This is a genomic window from Streptomyces sp. NPDC059169, assembly GCF_042755225.1.
Taxonomy (GTDB): domain Bacteria; phylum Actinomycetota; class Actinomycetes; order Streptomycetales; family Streptomycetaceae; genus Streptomyces.
On record NZ_JBHZCF010000007.1, the window covers coordinates 302,140 to 319,145 of the forward strand.

Below are 17,006 nucleotides of genomic sequence, written 5' to 3' on the forward strand. Positions count from 1 at the left end.
CGCCGAGGCGTGTTCGGACCGCCCGGATCACGACGTGCCGCCCCGTGGCCCCGGGAGGGCCAGCACGTCGCTGTGGTGCACCACCACCTGCAGCTCGCCGACCGCGCAGGCGTCGAGCCGCCGCCGGAGGTACGCATCGGCGCGCGCCCCCAGGTCCGGCTGCTGCTCCCGGGCGGCACCCACCCAGCCCTGCAACCACTCCGCGGTCAGCTCAGAGGTCAGCCGGGCCATCAGCGCGGCGTCGGCGGCGGGCACCGGCGGGGCAGCCGCTCCGGCGACCGCGGGGATACCGACGGGCCCCAGCCGCCACGGGCTGGTGTGCACCCGCACGGCCATGCCGTGGCGCGCGAAGGCCACCGAAGCCGCCGCGACCGCGTCCGGTCCGAGGAGTCGACGCCCCTGGTCCTCACGGCGCTGGTGGGCGTTGAACGCGTCCGTGATCTCGTCGTCCATCGGATCCTCCGGAGCGAGATCGACCCTCCCCACCACCGAGAGCGAGAGCAGCGCCGGGCAGCGTGCCCCGGCACAGGCCGCGACCAGCCCGTCCAGTTCCTCGCGGGTCAGCAGGTCCAGCAGGGCGGAGGCGGTCACCACAGAGGTGCCCGAGAGCGCGTCGGCGGTCAGCCCTGCGACGTCACCGCGCTCCGTCGTGACCGTGACGGGACTGCCGTCGGCCGCCGTGCGCGGCAGCCGGGCCGCGGCCAGTTCGAGCAGGTCCGGATCGTGGTCGTGCAGGATCCAGTGCTGGGGGCCGTTCAGTCTGGGAGCCAGCCAGCGCCCCATCGACCCGGTGCCGCACCCGAGGTCGCGGATCACCAGAGTGTCCTGCCGGCTGCCGTCCGCGTCCGCCAGGTGCTGGCGCAGCGGGTCGAGGAGTTCGGCCGCGCGGGCGGCGGCATCGGCCCCCTCCCGCAGGGCCAGCCACTCCGGGGCGTAGCGGGGTCGGTCCGTCACAGTCACGCTGCCTCCCGGGTTTCCTGCCGGAGCTGTTCCAGTGCCTTGGCCAGGCTCCGTGATGTCGTGTCCCAGCCGGCCAGCGCGGTGCGCCGGCCGTGGGCTGCCGTCTTCGTCCGACGGCGTTCTGCGGGGTCGGCGATCCAGCGGCGCAGTGCCGCGGCGAGCGCCGGCTGGTCGTCCGGCGGTACGAGCAGTCCCGGCACCTTTCCGTCGGGGGCGTGCCCGACCGCCTCCGGGACACCGCCGACGGCCGTTGCCAGGACGGGGATGCCGCGGGCGAGCGCCTCGGTCACCGCCATTCCGTAGGTCTCGGCGCGCGATGCGAGCACGAGGAGGTCCGCCGCCGCGTAGCTCGCCTCCAGTTCGGCGCCGCTGCGCGGGCCAGCGAGCCGGATCCGGCCGTAGAGGCCGTGCGCACCGATGAGTTCGCGGAGCCGGGCGACGTAACCGGGGTCGTGGCCGAGGCCGCCGACGAACGCGCAGCTCCAGGGCAGGTCGGCGACCGTCGCCAGCGCCTCCACCAGCCGGTCCTGCCCCTTGCGCGGGGTCACCGACGCCACGCACAGCAGACGCGGGGCACCGTCCCCGCCCTCCGGGGTGCCGGACGCCAGGGGGCCCGGATCCGTGCCGGGGGCGGCGACGTGCACCCGGCGCGGGTCGAGGCCGTGGTGGTCCACGAGCCGGCGGGCCGCCCACTCGCTGGTGGCCACGACCGCGGACACGGCCCGCAGCGCCCTGCGCTCACGGGCGTCCAGGACCTTCGCGGCCTCGGGCGCGAGGCCCGTCTCGTCGCCGAGGGGCAGGTGCACCAGTACCGCCAGGCGCAGCCGTTCGGCCTCCGGCACGATGACGTCGGGAGCGGCGCAGGCGACAAGCCCGTCGACCAGCACGGGCGTGCCGTCCGCCGCATCCGCGAGGATGCCCGCGAGTTCCGCGCGGGCCGCGGCTCCGGGCTGTGGCCAGTCGCCCTCGACGGTGTGCTCGTGGACCTGCCAGCCGGCCTGCGGCAGGTCCCGGCACACCCGGCGGTCATAGGTGTTGCCGCCACTCGGCGCGGCCGGGTCGTCGACCCCGCCGGGCATCACGATCCGCACCGCGCGCCCTGGCGCCGTGGTGGTGGACGTGCGGTTCACAGGGACCGCTCGTAACTCGCCCATGCGATGTGCGACTCGTGCAGGGTGACGGTGATGCCGGTCAGCCCGCGCGCTCCCTCGCCCAGCGCCCCCGCGTGCACACGGTCGGCGAGGCGGTCGGCGAGGACCTTGGCCAGGTACTCGGTGGAGGTGTTGGTCCCGGCGAACTCCGGCAGGTCGTCGAGATTTCGGTAGTTGAGTTCGCCCACCACGCCGCCCAGTTCACGGGTGGCGAGACCGATGTCGACGACGAGGTTGTCGTCGTCCAGCTCGGGCCTGCGGAAGGTGGCGTCCACCAGGTACGTCGCTCCGTGCAGTCGCTGTGCGGGGCCGAAGACCTCGCCGCGGAAGCTGTGAGCGATCATCAGGTGCTCGCGGACGGTGACGCTGAACAACGGCTTTGACCTCCCGGTCCGACGTATCTGGCCGCTGACGGCCCCTGCCGTTCAGTACGGCTTGGGCACGCCGCGCGTTCAAAGGCCCAGGTCGCTCGAAGTTCAGCAGTCGCCGCTCGCGGTCCGGGCGGGGGCTTCCGCCCACGTCGCGCCGTACCGGACGCGGTGGCACAGCCCGGGGAGGTCCCCCGCGGCGATCCCCGCCATCACCGACGGCAACTCCTCGAAGGCGCACTCTCCCGTGACGAGTGCGTCGAAGACGGGGTCGGCGAGCAGGGCGAGGGAGAGCGCGAGCCGGTCGGCGTACGTCCGGCGGGAACGCCGCGCCTCGGACACGCGTCCCACCTGGCTGCCGCGCAGCACCAGACGGCCGGAGTGGAAGGCCTCGCCGAGTGGCAGGCTGACCCTGCGGTCGCCGTACCAGCTGAGTTCCAGGACCGTGCCCTCCGGGGCGAGCAGCTCGAGCGAACGGGTGAGACCGGCCTCGCTGGCACTCGCGTGCACGACGAGGTCGCAGTCCGGGAGGGCGTCCCCCGGGAGCGCGAAGTCCACGCCCAGCGCATCGGCGACGTCGGCGCGGGTGGGATCGGCGTCCACCAACTCGACGCGGACACCCGGGAAGCGGGCGAGGAGCGCGGCGACGGAACAGCCGATCATTCCGGCTCCCACGACCGCGATACGGTCGCCGACCAGCGGTGCCGCATCCCAGAGGGCGTTGACGGCGGTCTCCACCGTGCCGGCCAGGATCGCCCGTTCGGCGGGTACGCCGTCGGGCACGACGGTGACGGCGCTCGCGGGGACGACGTACCGGCTCTGGTGCGGGTAGAGGCAGAACACCGTCCTTCCCACGAGGGCGGCCGGCCCCTGCTCGACCGTACCGACGTTCAGGTAGCCGTACTTGACGGGTCCGGGGAAATCGCCGTCCTGGAACGGCGCCCGCATCGCGGCGTACTGGCTCCCGGGCACTTCGCCGCGGAAGACCAGGCTCTCCGTGCCCCGGCTCACGCCCGAACACAGCGTCCTCACCACGACGTCTTCGGCGGAGGGCTCCGGCAGCGGGACCTCGCGTATCTCGCCGCTTCCGGGCGAGCTGAGCCAGAAGGCGCGTGCCATGCGCTCCATCGGCGGACCTCCTGCTTGAACGCTCGGGTGATGGTTCACGTTCTGATAATCACGGGGCCGCACACGGTACGCGGCACCCGGCAGATCTGTCACACGGCCTGGAGGGTGGTGCGCGGTGGCCCTGAGCGGGACATTCGACATGAGGCTGGTGCGCCCGGAGGCGGCGGCGGGGGCGGGCGCACAAACACTCCTGCTCGTCCTGCTCGGTACGGCGACGGGGCTCGGTCCCGCGGGATGGCTGACGGGACTGGCGTTCACGATCGGTACCTGGGTCCTGCTCAATCGCGCCCTGCGCCGCTCCTGGCCGCCGAAACCGTTCGGTCCTGCAAACGCCGTAACCCTGGCACGGGCGACGCTCGTCGGAGGCGTGACCGCTCTCGTCGCGGACTCGTTCGTCAGCGCGCCGCCGGTCCCGGTCCTCGTCGCGCTGACCACGGTGGCCCTGGTGCTCGACGCGGTCGACGGGCAGGTGGCCCGGCGCACCGGCACCGAGTCCGCCCTCGGCGCACGCTTCGACATGGAGGTCGACGCCTTCCTCATCCTGGTGCTCAGCACCTACGTGGCCGTGTCACTGGGCGCGTGGGTGCTGCTGATAGGCGCCATGAGGTACGCGTTCGTCGCCGCTGCCCGAGCGCTGCCCTGGCTGAACGGGCCGTTGCCGCCGAGCATGGCGCGCAAGACGGTGGCCGCGCTGCAGGGGGTCCTCCTCCTGGTGGCGGCGGCCGGGCTGCTCCCGGTCGTCGCCGCGTACGCGGCCGTTCTCGGGGCGCTGGCCCTGCTCGTCTGGTCCTTCGCCCGCGACATCGGCTCGTTGTGGCGGGTGAGGATCCGTGAGGACGCGGAGACGGCGCGGGGCGACGCGGTGTACGAGCGGGTCTGACGCCGCCGTCGGCACCTTCGCCCGGTCGCTCGACCACGCCCCGTACGAGGCCCGCCCGCGCGTCGTGCGGCCCACGCCCGCACGACCGTCGACGGCTCGCTCGACGACCCTCCTCCGCTGGCAGCGTCAGCCGGATGGGTGCCCCGGTGCTGTCCGACCGTCCGGTGGTCCGTCCGGCGGGCCTCCCGGCCCGGCCCGGTGGGGACCGTCGTCCTGGCCCGGAGGGGCGGCCCGTCGGTGCTGCCGTGGCCGGCGCCGTTCTTCCGGAACGGCTTGCGGCCAGCCCAGCGGGCCCTGAACGGTCCGCCCGTCAGCACATCGGCAGCCCTCGGCCCGTCCCGATGAGCACGGCGCCCCCGGCGGCCGTCGCCGATCCGGCGTCGCGCGCTCCCGCGGATCCGCGCTGGATGTGGCGTTCCGAGCGCCCGCACGGAGGTGGCCGCACCGCACGCCGATTCCGGCACCGCGTTCGGGCGGGGACCGAGGCGGAGCCGGCGCACCGCTGACCCGACCCGACTCCGACCCGACCGCACCGGTGCGCGTACGTCGACCGCCCACAGCGGACCCCCTTCCGCAGGAGACCGCTCCCCACCCCGTCTGCCGCGGTCGAGCGACCGGCGAGGCAGTCGAGGCCGGATCGGGGTGCGACTCGGCCGCCCGAGAGGGACACGCCCCCTGCACCCCGCTCACTCCGCGGGTCTGCGATCAAGGGCGTCGCGCACCGGCACGGAAATGCCTCCCGCCGGCCGGCCTCCGCGGCCCGACCGCCGCCGTCCGTCCAGGACCGGGCGCCGCGTGGACCGGCCGGATCTCCTCCGCCGTTCGGACCGGCCTCCGGTGACGCCATGTCACCGGTCGAGGGGAGCCGGGAGGGTTGAGGAGGACGGCCGGACCGAGGCCGCGCCGGACGGGGTCGGTGTGGGGGACGGACGGGCCGGCGACGGCGCGGCAGCGGCGCCGGGGGTGGAGCCGTAGGCGCTCAGGAAGCGGTCGCGGAAGGCGTCCATCTGCCAGACCGGGGCCTTCGGACCCGGCTTCAGCCCGTCCTGCCACCCCCAGTCGGCGATCCGGTCCAGTACGGCCGGGTCGCGGGCGACGATGGCGACGGGGACGTCGCGGCCGAGACGGCCGCGGGTGACGGTCGACACGGGCTGGTGGTCGCCGAGGAAGACCAGGACGGTGTTCTCGTCACCGTACTTCTCCACGTAGGTGATGAGGCTGTTCAGCGAGTACTCGATGGCGCGCCGGTACTCGTCGCGCACCTGGTCGGGGTCCTTCCACACCTCTTGGGGGTCTTTGCCCTCGCCCTTGATGGCCTCGTACACCGAGCCGTCGCCGACCTCGTTCCAGCCGATCATCCGGGGTATCGGCGCCCAGGGGTTGTGGCTCGACGCCAGGATGATCTCCGCCATCATCGGCTTCCGGCCCTGCTTGCCGTGTTCGAGGCGTTCGAAGGCCGAGAGGCTGTACTGGTCGGGCACGGGCGTCCAGCTGAATTTCGGCCCCTGGTAGCCGAGGTCGCGGGAGTCGTAGACGTGGTCGAGGCCGTAGAACCTGCCTTCGGGCCAGGAACGCGTGACGCCCGGCATGATGCCGACCGTTCGCCAGGCCCCCGTTTTACGGAAGGCGCTGGTGAGGGTCATCCGGTCGCTCGACGTGAGGCTGCGGTACCGCTGCTGGTTCTTTATCCAGAGGCCCGAGTTGAAGGTGGAGTGGGCCAGCCAACTTCCGCCGCCGTAGGTCGGGGAGGTGAGGAAGGCGCTGCGGGAGGAGAAGCCGGCGGCACGCAGCCGTTCGGTGCCGTTCGCGAGCACCTCACCGACCTGGGAGGCCATCGCCGGGTCCTGGACCGCGCTGCGGCCGTAGCTCTCGATGAAGGTGAAGATGACGTCCTTGCCGCGGAGCCCCGTCAGCAGTTTGTCCGGCGGTGTGTTCCGGAAGGCGTCGACGGAGGACTCCTTGGCGAACTCCCCCTTGTCCCGCAGGCCCGCGCGCACGTGGTGGACCCGTTCCAGGGCCAGGTCGGCCGTGGTCCTGGACGCCAGCGGCAGACCGGTGTGGGTCGTCTGCACACCGAGTGCCGCGCAGGCGACCCACACCGTCCCGAGGATCAGCGTCCCCTGGGTGGCGACCGCACGGTTCCGTTCCACCAGGCGGCTCACCCGGACGACGGCCAGGGTGACGAGCACGAGCAGGGCGACGACGACCAGTACGGCGCCGACCTCGGCGCCGATCGCGCCGGCCCGGCCCACGGAGTCCTCGAGGAAGGACGTGGCGTCGTCGAAGAGCACCCAGTCGAGCACGAGGTCGAACGGTCGATTGAGCACCGAGTAGAACCCGATGTCGAGGACCTTCAGGACGGTCAGCACGCTCAGCCCCGCCCCCGCGACCAGGGTCGCCCACCGCCTCGTCCGCGGCGGCACGACGAGCAGCAGGGCCGTTCCGAAGAGGCCTTCCACGGGGATGCGTGTGAAGGCGCCGGGCGAGAGGTAGCCGGATTTGTTCGGCAGGACGAGCGCGGAGAAGACCAGGGCGACGGCCAGGACGTTGGTCAGCCGGGACAGCCGGGGTCGCTTGGGGACGTCGGCTGCCTCCGGCTGAGGACCGTCGTCGGTGTCGGTGTCGGTGGTGGCGTCGGCGGCTCGTTCGGCGGCTACAGGGGCTCGTTCGGTGTCCGGGGCGGCGTCGCTCTCGGGGGTGGGACCGGAGTCGTCAGGGCGGTCTTCGGCGGCGCGCTCCTCCGTACCGGCGGAGTCAACCTGGCCGTCGGCCCGACCGGCTCCGTCGCCCCTACCGCCGGCGCAGTCGGGCTCCGCCCCCGGGGCGTCGTCGGGTGCGGTGTCCGAAGCGGTGGTGCCGTCGTCGGGTGCGGTGTCCGGGTCGGTGGTGTCGTCGTCGGGTACGGCGCGCGTTGCCGTGACGTCGCTGTCCGGTGCCCGCCCGGGGGAGCCGGCGTCCTGGTCCGGGCGTTCCGCCTCGGCGGTTTTGTCCGTATCCAACGTCTGACGGGAGCGCGTCCAGAGTGACAACCCGAAGGTCCTTCCAGTGCGAAGGCCGGTGGCGGCACGACGGACCAGGCCCGGGAGGCCGGGACCGCAGTCATCTGTACGGTTCGCCGACGGATTCGGTTCAGAAGGGCGCGTGGAGGGGCCTCGCTGGGCGAGCCTCATCCCGGGCTACCGGTCGGGGCCGTAGCGTCGGCCGGGTGGAGCCACCGGCGTCGGGTCGGTCCCGGGGGCACAGGTGGCGGTGCGTCAGTTCCGTGCAGCAGGAGGTCGTCGTGCCGGTCACCGGATGGCGTGCGGCGCCCCAGCAGGCCCGCGCGCAGGGGCGCCCCGGCGCGTACCTCAGGCGCTGGCGGGCGGGGGCGCGGTCATGGGCCGTGCGCGCGGCCGGAGCGGTGCTGTTGTCGGCCGCCATGGCCACCTCGGCCGCCCCCGTCACCGCGCGCCCCGCCGCCACACCCCTGAGGACCTTCGCCTACGTCACCGACCTCGACGCGGACACGGTGTCGGTGGTCGACACCCGGCGCAACAGGGTCACGGACACGGTGCCCGTCGGGGACGGCCCCAACAGCGCGGCCGTCACGCCGGACGGTTCCCGCGTCTACGTCACGGAGTCCCGGGCGGACACGGTCTCGGTGATCTCCACGCGCGGCAACAAGGTCAGGAGGACCATTCCGGTCGGTGACGAGCCCAGCAGGGTGGCCGTGTCCCCCGACGGTTCCGCGGTCTACGTCAGCAACGTCCGCTCGAACGACCTGTCAGTGATCGACACCGCCACCGACACCGTCGTCGCCACCGTCCCGCTCGGCGCCTTCCCCCTGGGGGTGGCGTTTCTGCCGGACGGCTCCCGTGCCTACGTCGCCAACGCCGGCACGAACGACGTGTGGGTGATCGACACGGCCACACACGCGGTCACGGGCATGGTCCCGGTCGGTTCCGGGCCGACCGGTGTGGCGATCACCCCCGACGGCTCCCGCGCGTACGTCACCAACTTGACCTCGGACGACGTGTCGGTCGTCGACGTGGCGGCCGGCACGGTGATCGGGACGGTTCCCGCGGGCGACGAGCCCGCCGGTGTGGCGGTGGTGCCGGACGGTTCCCGGGTCTACGTCGCCAACGTCGGGTCGGACGACGTGTCCGTGATCAGTACCGTGACCGACGCGGTGATCAGGACGGTTCCCGCGGGCGACGGGTCCATCGGTGTGGCGGTGGTGCCGGATGGTTCCCGGGTCTACGTCACCAACGTCGGGTCGGACGACGTGTCCGTGATCAGTACCGTGACCGACGCGGTGATCAGGACGGTTCCCGTCGGGGACGGGCCGACCGGTGTGGCGATCACCCGGGGGATGCACCGGTGGCGACCGGCCTGACACTGCGGGCGAGGGGCGTGCCCCCCTCGGGGCCGCCCCCGCGCGCAGCCACGGGGCGCTCGCCCGTTTCCGTCTCCGCCGCGCACGGCTCCCGACGGGATTCCTGCCCACGGGGCCGTAAAAGGAAGGAGGGCGCACCGTCGTGGGTGCGCCCTTGGCGTCGGACTCCCGGTGCAGCGTTCCGGGCTCCAGCCCGTCGGCCGCGTGCGGCCGGGCGTCACAGTCCGAGGGAAATGGCCAGCCTGGTGAGCTCGGCCGTGCTGTTGATGTCGAGCTTGGCCCGGATGCGGCGGAGGTAGGCGTCGACCGTGTGCTTGGAGAGCCCCATGTGGCGGGCGGTCTGCAGGTACGTTCGTCCTGCGGCGATATGTCGCAGCGTCTCCCGCTCACGGGGAGCCAGTGCGATGTCAGGGGTCTCGGCGTGCGCGGTGGCGGTGAGAGTGAGGCTCATGGGATTTCCTCCGACGGATCGGCACGGTCGTCGCTGCTCACACCCTCGGAAGCAGTGGGGCATATGTCCGAAATGCCCTCATGTGAAAACAGTGCGGGCCCGACGTCATGACGGTGTCCGGCGACTGTCACAGACGTGTCACAGGCCACATCCGCGGGGTCGCGGAGCAGACACCACGAGGTTCCCCCGCGGCTACGCAGAGCCACTGCCGAGCCCGTGACCTGGGGCGGAAATCGACGGCGCAGCCCCGATCCGCAGGACCGTGTGCACGGCGCAGCCGCCCGTGCGGGTGTCCTCGCGCGACCGCCCCCCGGTAATCGACCCCCCGGTACGCGAGCGCGCGGTAGGGCCGTCGGGGGAACCGTGACCTCCGGCGCCGCCCGGGCGGGCAACAGCTCCGTGCGCGGCGCGCGGGGCCGCCGGGGCACCGCCGTGGGCGCGTACGCGTGCGGTCCAGCCCCTCCCCGTCCTGCTGCCCTCCCGTCCCCGGCCCGCGTCGACTTCCGGCCGAGCGCGGATCCGGCGGTGCGTGCGAGGGGCGCCGGCCCCTGCCGCCACGAAGTTCGGAAGGTGTGGTGTTAGCACCCCTGCACTCTCCGGCACCGCACTTCATGCTGGACTCCAACATGGTGATCCAGCAACGACGAACTGGGGGCACGGCGATGAGCCTCGTTACGGACACGCCGAGGAAGAAGCGGTCGATCCTCGTCCGGCCTACCACTCTGGTGATGCGCGGCGTCGCGTTAACCGGCCTGGCGCTCGCGGAGGGCCTGCTCCTGGTGTGGGTGGGACTGGTCTTCTGCCTGGTCGGCATCGGCATCGGCGTGTTCCTGCTGCCCGGTGCTCTCGACATGGTGCGCAAGGCCGCCGACCTGCAACGACGGCTGGCCCACGCATGGTCGGGCGTGCGGGTCGAGACGCCCTACCTCCCCGAGCCGGCCAAGATGGCCACCGCCCCCGGCTGGCGGCGCGCCTTCTGGATGCTGACGGACAGCGCGACGTGGCGGGACCTGACCTGGACGCTGGTCAACCCGCTGGTCGGCCCGGCGCTGGGCTTTGTGCCGGCCTTCCTCGTCGTCGACGGCATCTGGGGGCTGCTGCTGCCCTTCCTGTGGGAGCCGGTCACCACCGCCTGGGACGGAGTGTGGTTCGCCTTCGTCCCCGTCGTCGGTCAGGGCACCGCGAACCTCGCGGCGGCGCTCGGCGTGGTGGAGATCGTGGTGGGCCTGTGGTTGGTGCCCGGTCCGCTGCTTGCCGCGCACGGTCGCTGGGTCCGGTTCATGCTGGGCCGGGACTCCCGGGCCGCCCTGACCAAGCGGGTCGAGCACCTCTCGTCGTCCCGATCCGACGCCATGGGCCGGCAGGCCGACGAACTGCGCAGGATCGAGCGGGACCTGCACGACGGAGCGCAGGTGCGGCTGGTGGCCCTCGGTATGACGCTGTCGGCGGCCGAGTCGCTCATCGAGCAGAATCCGCAGGCCGTACGTGCCCTGCTCAACGAAGCCAAGGACAACTCGACCAAAGCCCTCGAGGAGTTGCGCAACCTCGTGAACGGGGTGCATCCGCCGCTGCTGGCCGAACGCGGTCTGGTGGACGCCGTGCGCACCCTGGCCCTGGAACTGACCATCCCCGTCAAGGTCACGGGCACCGTTCCGGGCCGACTGCCCGCGCAGGTGGAGTCGGGAGCGTACTTCGCGGCCGCGGAACTGCTGGGCAACGCGGTCAAGCACTCCATGGCCACGCAGGTCGGTGTCGACATCAGGTACGCCGACGGCTCGCTCCGCGTGGCGGTGCACGACAACGGGATCGGCGGCGCCGACGTCGGCGGCAGCGGACTGCGGGGTGTCGAACGCAGGCTGGCCGCCTTCGACGGGGCGCTGGCGGTGAGCAGCCCGCCAGGTGGGCCGACCATGGCGGCCTTCGAGATCAGGTGCGACCTGGTGTCGGAGGACGACGCTGACGACCGGCACGCGCTCTGACCGCCCCGACGGGCCGGTTGTGCGCCCCTGACGCACAACCGGCGACGCGGCCACTGGACGCACCTACTGACTGACTGACGCCCCGCACAACATCCATCGTTCCTGCGCCACGCCGGCGCCGACCGTGCCACTCCTCGAACGGCGCCGGCGTGTCAGGCATGCCCGAAACCGGGACCCGTGGGAACAGACGCTCGGAAGCTCGGAAATCGGAACGTTCGGGTTCAACAGAAGGAACCGTTTGCGATGTTAAGCAACAAGTGGAATGTGGCGGGGCGCGTGGGCAGGTGGAGTGCCCACCATCCGTGGCGCGCCGTCCTGATCTGGCTGGTGGTGGTTGCCGCGGCATTCCTCGCCGGCGGCAGGTTCGAGCCGAGGAAGGCCACCGATCTGGACCTCCAGGTGGGGCAGGCGGCCGAGGCGAGCAGGCTCGTCGAGGAGAACGGCCTGAGCAGCCCGGCGACGGAGAACATCCTGGTCGGCCCCCGTCACGGCAGCGTCACGCGGGCCGTTGCCGCCACCGCCGCCAAGCTGCGGTCGCAACTGCAGCGGACCTCCGGGGTCGCGTCGGTGTCCGCTCCGGTCCCCTCCGAGGGGGGCACCGTGCTGCTGCTGCGGGTCACGATGGCGGGCGACGCCGACACCGCACAGGACAGGGTCGGGCCGATCAGGGACGTCACGGCCCGGACACAGGCGCAGCACCCGGACGTGATCGTCCAGGAGACCGGTGCCGCCTCCGTCCAGGCCGAGTTCCAGGACTGGCTCGGCAAGGACCTGCGCAAGGCGACGGGAATCAGCGTCCCGATCACGCTCGGGATCCTGCTGCTCATCTTCGGCGCCCTGGTGATGGCCGGGGTCCCGGTCCTCCTCGGACTGTCGGCCGTGGCGGCCGCGATGGGCCTGTGGGCACTGGCGTCCCGCGTGTTCCCCGACCCCGGCCCGGTGGCGGACGTCATCGTCCTGATGGGGCTGGCCGTGGGCGTCGACTACTGCTTGTTCTACCTGCGCCGCTACCGCGAGGAGTGCGCCAACGGCTACGGCCGGGCCTCCGCGGTGAACATCGCGGCGGCGACGTCGGGCCACTCCGTCCTCGTGTCCGGAATCGCCGTGATCCTCTCCATGGCAGGCGTCTACCTCGCGGGTGACCTCATGTTGTCCGCACTGGTGACGGGCGGGATCCTCGTGGTGGCGGTGGCCATGGCCTCGGCGATCACCGTGCTCCCCGCCCTGCTCGTCCTCTTGGGACGCGCGGTGGACCGACCGAGGGTCCCGCTCGTCTGGAGGCTGGGCCGTCGGGGCGGGGGCCCGCGGATCTGGAACGCGCTCCTCGCTCCGGCGACCAACCACCCGCTCGCCTCCCTGCTCCTGGCGGTCGTGGCGCTCGTCGCCCTGGCCCTGCCGATCCAGAGCATGAGCCTGAAGGCCACGCAGGTCGCCGACTTCCCCCGTTCGTTGTCGACGATGCAGACCTACGACCGCCTGATGGCGGCCTTCCCGGGGAGCGCCGGTACCGATGTCGTGGCGGTCCGGGTGCCGGCGGAGCAGGCCGAGAGCCTGCCCGGCCGACTCGAACGGCTGGTGGCGCGGATCCAGCGGGAACCGCTGTTCGCACACGACACCAAACCCGCGATCCGCTACTCCGCGGACCGGCGCGGTGCCGTCGTCGAAGCGGGCATCTCAGCCCCCAGCGGGACCGACGAGGCACGCGACTCGGTGGAGAGGCTCCGCGGAACACTCGTCCCCGAAGCCATGGAGGGGCTCACCGGCGCTGAGTACGCGGTCGGCGGGGACGAGGCGGAGGACATGGACTACAGCACGAACCTCGGCAGCACCCTGCCGTGGGTGATGCTGGCCGTCTTCGCGCTGACCTTCGTGGTGATCCTGTTCGCCTTCCGGTCCGTGGTCGTGGCCCTGACGACGGTCGTGCTGAACCTGCTGTCCGTGTCCGCATCGCTCGGGATCCTCGTCCTGGTGTTCCAAGGGACGTGGGCGGAGGGGCTCTTGGACTTCACCTCCACCGGGCACGTGGTCTCCTGGGTGCCCGTGTTGCTGTTCGTCATCCTGTCCGGGCTGTCGCTCGACTACCACGTGTTCGTGGTGAGCCGGATCAGGGAGGGCGTGATCGCGGGGATGACCACCAGGAACGCGGTGGTGGACGGCATCACACGTACCGCCGGTGTGGTCACCGGCGCCGCGCTGATCATGGTCGCCGTGTTCGCGACCTTCGCGACCCTGAGCTTCATCGAGATGAAGCAGATCGGCGTCGGTCTCGCCGTGGCCATCGTCCTGGACGCGACCGTGATCCGGATCGTGGTCCTGCCGGCGGCCATGAAGCTCCTGGGCCGGGCGAACTGGTGGCCGGCCAGGACCGGTCCCGTGGTGGTCGGCACCGAGAGGAAGCCCAGGCGGCCGGTCACTGTCTGAGCCCGCAGGGACGGCGCTCAGCCGCATGTCAGCCCGCCGTCAGCAGCGTTGAGCATAGTGGTACGAGGATTCCACAGTGACGAGCGGACGGCAGGTGGTCCCATGAGCAACCCCTTCGACGATCCGGACGGCGTCTTCCACGTGCTCGTGAACGAGGAGGGCCAGCACAGCCTGTGGCCGTCGTTCGCCGACGTACCGGCGGGCTGGCGGATCGTGCTCGATTCGGCGACCCGAGAAGCGGCCGACGCTCACGTCCGGGAGAACTGGTCGGACCTGCGTCCGCTCAGTCTCCAGCGCAGGGGCTGACCCGTGGGCGGGCGAACCCCGGGTGCCATCGAGGTCGAGGGCCTGCGCAAGTCGCACAAGGACCGCGAGGTCCTGCGAGGGATCGATCTGCACGTACCGCCCGGGACGGTGCTCGGTCTTCTCGGTCCGAACGGTGCCGGCAAGACGACCACGGTGCGCATCCTGAGCACGCTGCTCCGGTTCGACGGAGGACGGGCGTCGGTGGCGGGTTTCGACGTGGGCGACCAGCCGGCCGAGGTCCGCCGACGCATCGGCCTGTCAGGCCAGTACGCCGCGGTCGACGAGGAGTTGACCGGGCGGGAGAACCTGGTACTGCTCGGCCGCTTGCTCCACCTGGGTGGTCGGGCCGCCCGGGCCAGGGCGGAGGAGCTGCTCGCCCGCTTCGGCCTGGAAGAGGCTGCGGGGCGCCCGCTGCGGACCTATTCGGGCGGTATGCGGCGCAGGCTCGACCTCGCCAGCACACTGGTGGGCAAGCCTGAGGTGATCTTCCTGGACGAGCCCACCACCGGACTGGACCCGTCGAGCAGGCTCACCCTGTGGGCCGTGGTGCGGGAGTTGGTGGCCGAAGGGGTCACCCTGCTGCTGACCACGCAGTACCTGGAAGAGGCGGACTCGCTCGCCGACCGGATCGCCGTGCTGGCCCGGGGCGAGGTGGTTGCCGAGGGGACGGCTGACGAGCTCAAGCGCAAGGTCGGTCAGGAACGACTCGAGATCACCCTCGCCGATCCCGCCCTGTTCCCGAAGGCCGTTTCGGCGTTGAGCCCCCTGATGGTGGGCGAGGTGTCGAGGGACGAGCGGAGGGGGGTCCTCGGAATCCAACTGGCGGACGGGCTGGCGGGGGTTGCCGAGGCCGCGGCGGCCCTCCACAGGACCGGTGTCGACGTCACCGACTTCGCCCAGCGCAGGCCCTCCCTGGACGACGTCTTCCTGAGCCTGACCGGGCACCAGCAGGACTGAGCCCGTGGCCGCCGCAGGAGTCGAAGACGTCGCGCTACAGCGTGGGTCCGTGGACTGCCAGGTCGTGTGGACCCGCGCGACGGACGGAGCTGAGCTGCGGGCCCTGCTGACCGCGGAGGAACGGGAGCGTTACCGGCGGCTCCACGACCCCGCCGACCGGGCGCGGTTCGTGACCGGTCGGGCGCTGGCCAGGGCGGTGATCGGCCACCGCCTCGACTCACGGCCGGACGAGGTGGTGTTCACCCGGAGCTGCCGTCGGTGCGGCGGTCCGCACGGCAAGCCCGAAGTGCCCGGGAGCCCGGTCAGCTTCTCGCTCTCCCATGCGGGTGGGCAGGTGCTGCTGGCCCTGACCGAGGGGGTGGACGTGGGGGTCGACGTCGAGCGGACCGGCGGCCGGTACGCGGAGCGGCTCGCCGCCATGGTGCTCTCGTCAGCGGAGCTGTCCAGCCTGGCCTCCGTGGTCCCCTGGCGGAGGGAACACGCGTTCCGCGTCTACTGGACGCGGAAGGAGGCACTGCTCAAGACGGTGGGCCTGGGGGTCCTGTCGTCCATGCGGGCGATCACCGTCTCGCCCGCCGACGGGCGGGCCGAACTGGTCGCGTGGGAGAAGAGGACGGACGTGCCCCGCTTCCGGCTGGCGGATCTGGGCGCACCCGACGGGTACGCCGCGGCCCTCGCCGCGCACGGTGGACGGGGCGTCCGACTGCTCGAGTTCCGGACGGAGCACCCCCTCGACGTGCCCCCCGGACGCGGTACGAGCCAGGGGCGGTTCAGGGAAGCGTCTCCGAGAAGGGACGGGCGTCGATCGCCGGATCCTGGGCGAGGATGGCCTGCTGGATCCGGCGCATGCTCTTCCCGGGTTCCAGGCCCAGCTCGCTCTTGAGCCAACTGCGGACCCGTTGGAAGGCGGCGAGTGCCTCGCCCTGGCGTCCGGTGCGGTAGAGGGCGAGCATCAGGAGTTCGGAGATCCGTTCGCGTTCGGGGTGTTCCGCTGCCAGTTGTTCGAGGCCCTGCACGGTGTTGCGGTCGTCGACCCCCACGGCGAGGCGTGCGCCGTACAGGTCTTCGAGGCTCGCCACCCGCTGGTTGTTCAGCAGACTCGCTTGGGTCCGGCAGCGGTGGCCGCCGGCCACGTCGAGCAGTGCGGGACCCCGCCACAGGCGTAATGCCTCTTCCAGGACGGCGATGGCTTCGAGGGGACGGTCCCGCACAAGACCCGCGCCCTTGGCGGCCAGCGCCTCGAACCTCCGTGCGTCCACCGCCTCCGACGGCAGGTCGAGGAGGTACCCGTTGTTCGAGGTCCGCACCAGGAGGTTGCCCGGGACACCGGTCGTCTGCTCCAGGAAGCTCCGGAGCCTCCGGATGTTGGCCTGGAGGGCGTTCTTGGGGTTCTTCGAGGGTATTTCACCGAAGAGTTCTTCGACCAGGAAGTCGATCGACACCACTTCCCGTGGGGTGAGTCCGAGGACGGCGAGCAGGGTGCGGACCCGATTCGCGCCGATGGTGCCGTGGCGGTTGTCGACCGAGAAGCGGAGCGGACCGAGGATCTGTAATGCGGGTGATGCTTCGAGGTCGACTCCTACTGGCTGAGCTGCGATGTTCATCATCTATCCGAAAAACCTTTGCTTCGACTAGACGTGACAGGGGAAGCACTCGAATCCTTCTGCTCCAGGCCGGAGTCGCTCGTCTTCGGCAGCGCGGTGCCCGACCGCGGACGTCCGAAGGACAAAGGAACGGGAGACCTGCCGGCGCGGCGTCACAAGGCTGCCGAGGGCCCTTGGAGATGAATCGGCTGGATCTCTGCTGCGGATCGGGGAATCGCCAGGGCATGATGGAGTTCCACCACCCGGAACGGCGGCGGCGGTCCGTTGCGCTTCCCTGGCCGCATGCATACGTGAAATCCCGCCTCCCTGTTGGCTGCGGTGCCCCCGTCGCTGGTGTGCCGCGCGGCGGCATACCGTGAACCGGCGTTCCCCGTCCTCGCCACCTGCGCCAGTCCAGTGAGAAAGGTAACACGCTTAACCAGCGTG

Annotated in this window: 14 protein-coding genes; 7 read left to right on the plus strand and 7 right to left on the minus strand. The window is 71.9% G+C overall.

Translation table 11 applies throughout. The features are described from left to right. Positions 1 to 27 precede the first annotated feature (27 nt). The 4 genes from ACFXOM_RS16105 to ACFXOM_RS16120 form a co-directional block, all read right to left on the minus strand. Positions 28 to 960, minus strand: a complete 933-nt coding sequence (locus ACFXOM_RS16105; RefSeq protein WP_384929172.1) for a methyltransferase domain-containing protein — start codon at positions 958 to 960, stop codon at positions 28 to 30. Continuing rightward, positions 957 to 2,039: a glycosyltransferase family 4 protein gene (locus ACFXOM_RS16110; RefSeq protein ID WP_384929671.1), complete on the minus strand. Its 1,083-nt coding sequence runs from the start codon at positions 2,037 to 2,039 to the stop codon at positions 957 to 959. The genes ACFXOM_RS16105 and ACFXOM_RS16110 overlap by 4 nt, the downstream gene beginning before the upstream one ends. Positions 2,040 to 2,086: 47 nt before the next feature. Beyond that, positions 2,087 to 2,485, minus strand: a complete 399-nt coding sequence (locus tag ACFXOM_RS16115; protein ID WP_384929170.1) for a 6-pyruvoyl tetrahydropterin synthase family protein — start codon at positions 2,483 to 2,485, stop codon at positions 2,087 to 2,089. Between the two features lie 102 nt (positions 2,486 to 2,587). Beyond that, positions 2,588 to 3,607 (minus strand): zinc-binding alcohol dehydrogenase, encoded by a 1,020-nt coding sequence (locus tag ACFXOM_RS16120; RefSeq protein WP_384929169.1) that lies wholly within the window; start codon positions 3,605 to 3,607, stop codon positions 2,588 to 2,590. Between the two features lie 115 nt (positions 3,608 to 3,722). Between ACFXOM_RS16120 and ACFXOM_RS16125 the strand changes: the two genes are divergently transcribed. After that, entirely contained in the window at positions 3,723 to 4,487 is a 765-nt protein-coding gene (locus ACFXOM_RS16125; RefSeq protein WP_384944093.1) for a CDP-alcohol phosphatidyltransferase family protein, read from the plus strand. 848 nt (positions 4,488 to 5,335) lie between these two features. Here ACFXOM_RS16125 and ACFXOM_RS16130 read toward each other — a convergent pair. Continuing rightward, positions 5,336 to 7,486, minus strand: coding sequence for a sulfatase (locus ACFXOM_RS16130; protein ID WP_385038213.1), 2,151 nt, complete (start codon positions 7,484 to 7,486; stop codon positions 5,336 to 5,338). Between the two features lie 281 nt (positions 7,487 to 7,767). Between ACFXOM_RS16130 and ACFXOM_RS16135 the strand changes: the two genes are divergently transcribed. Further along, positions 7,768 to 8,862, plus strand: a complete 1,095-nt coding sequence (locus ACFXOM_RS16135; protein WP_385038216.1) for a beta-propeller fold lactonase family protein — start codon at positions 7,768 to 7,770, stop codon at positions 8,860 to 8,862. 217 nt (positions 8,863 to 9,079) lie between these two features. Here the strand turns inward: ACFXOM_RS16135 and ACFXOM_RS16140 are convergent, their stop codons facing one another. After that, positions 9,080 to 9,313, minus strand: coding sequence for a response regulator transcription factor (locus tag ACFXOM_RS16140; RefSeq protein ID WP_384929161.1), 234 nt, complete (start codon positions 9,311 to 9,313; stop codon positions 9,080 to 9,082). Between the two features lie 575 nt (positions 9,314 to 9,888). On the opposite strand from ACFXOM_RS16140, the gene ACFXOM_RS16145 reads away from it, so the two are divergent. The 5 genes from ACFXOM_RS16145 (at position 9,889) to ACFXOM_RS16165 (ending at position 15,859) form a co-directional block, all read left to right on the plus strand. Beyond that, the gene (locus ACFXOM_RS16145) at positions 9,889 to 11,292 is read left to right on the plus strand and encodes a sensor histidine kinase (RefSeq protein ID WP_384929159.1); all 1,404 of its coding nucleotides are present in this window, start codon (positions 9,889 to 9,891) and stop codon (positions 11,290 to 11,292) included. A gap of 243 nt (positions 11,293 to 11,535) precedes the next feature. Continuing rightward, positions 11,536 to 13,713, plus strand: a complete 2,178-nt coding sequence (locus ACFXOM_RS16150; protein ID WP_384929156.1) for an MMPL family transporter — start codon at positions 11,536 to 11,538, stop codon at positions 13,711 to 13,713. A gap of 102 nt (positions 13,714 to 13,815) precedes the next feature. Beyond that, positions 13,816 to 14,019, plus strand: a complete 204-nt coding sequence (locus tag ACFXOM_RS16155) for an MbtH family protein (RefSeq protein WP_384929153.1) — start codon at positions 13,816 to 13,818, stop codon at positions 14,017 to 14,019. A gap of 3 nt (positions 14,020 to 14,022) precedes the next feature. Next, complete coding sequence (locus ACFXOM_RS16160) at positions 14,023 to 14,976, plus strand: ATP-binding cassette domain-containing protein (RefSeq protein WP_384929151.1); 954 nt, start codon at positions 14,023 to 14,025, stop codon at positions 14,974 to 14,976. 4 nt (positions 14,977 to 14,980) lie between these two features. Continuing rightward, a complete protein-coding gene (locus tag ACFXOM_RS16165) occupies positions 14,981 to 15,859 on the plus strand; it encodes a 4'-phosphopantetheinyl transferase family protein (RefSeq protein ID WP_384929148.1) in 879 nt (292 codons plus the stop codon). Here the strand turns inward: ACFXOM_RS16165 and ACFXOM_RS16170 are convergent. Continuing rightward, entirely contained in the window at positions 15,747 to 16,583 is an 837-nt protein-coding gene (locus tag ACFXOM_RS16170; protein WP_384929145.1) for a BTAD domain-containing putative transcriptional regulator, read from the minus strand. The two genes, ACFXOM_RS16165 and ACFXOM_RS16170, sit on opposite strands and share 113 nt — an antisense overlap. Between the last annotated feature and the right edge of the window lie 423 nt (positions 16,584 to 17,006).

Bases quoted from the DNA above. Each gene is read 5' to 3' on its own strand.
- ACFXOM_RS16110 (WP_384929671.1), bottom strand. From the start codon at position 2,039: ATGCCCGGCGGGGTCGACGACCCGGCCGCGCCGAGTGGCGGCAACACC.
- ACFXOM_RS16120 (WP_384929169.1), bottom strand. From the start codon at position 3,607: ATGGAGCGCATGGCACGCGCCTTCTGGCTCAGCTCGCCCGGAAGCGGC.
- ACFXOM_RS16140 (WP_384929161.1), bottom strand. From the start codon at position 9,313: ATGAGCCTCACTCTCACCGCCACCGCGCACGCCGAGACCCCTGACATC.
- ACFXOM_RS16150 (WP_384929156.1), top strand. From the start codon at position 11,536: ATGTTAAGCAACAAGTGGAATGTGGCGGGGCGCGTGGGCAGGTGGAGT.
- ACFXOM_RS16155 (WP_384929153.1), top strand. From the start codon at position 13,816: ATGAGCAACCCCTTCGACGATCCGGACGGCGTCTTCCACGTGCTCGTG.
- ACFXOM_RS16170 (WP_384929145.1), bottom strand. From the start codon at position 16,583: ATGATGAACATCGCAGCTCAGCCAGTAGGAGTCGACCTCGAAGCATCA.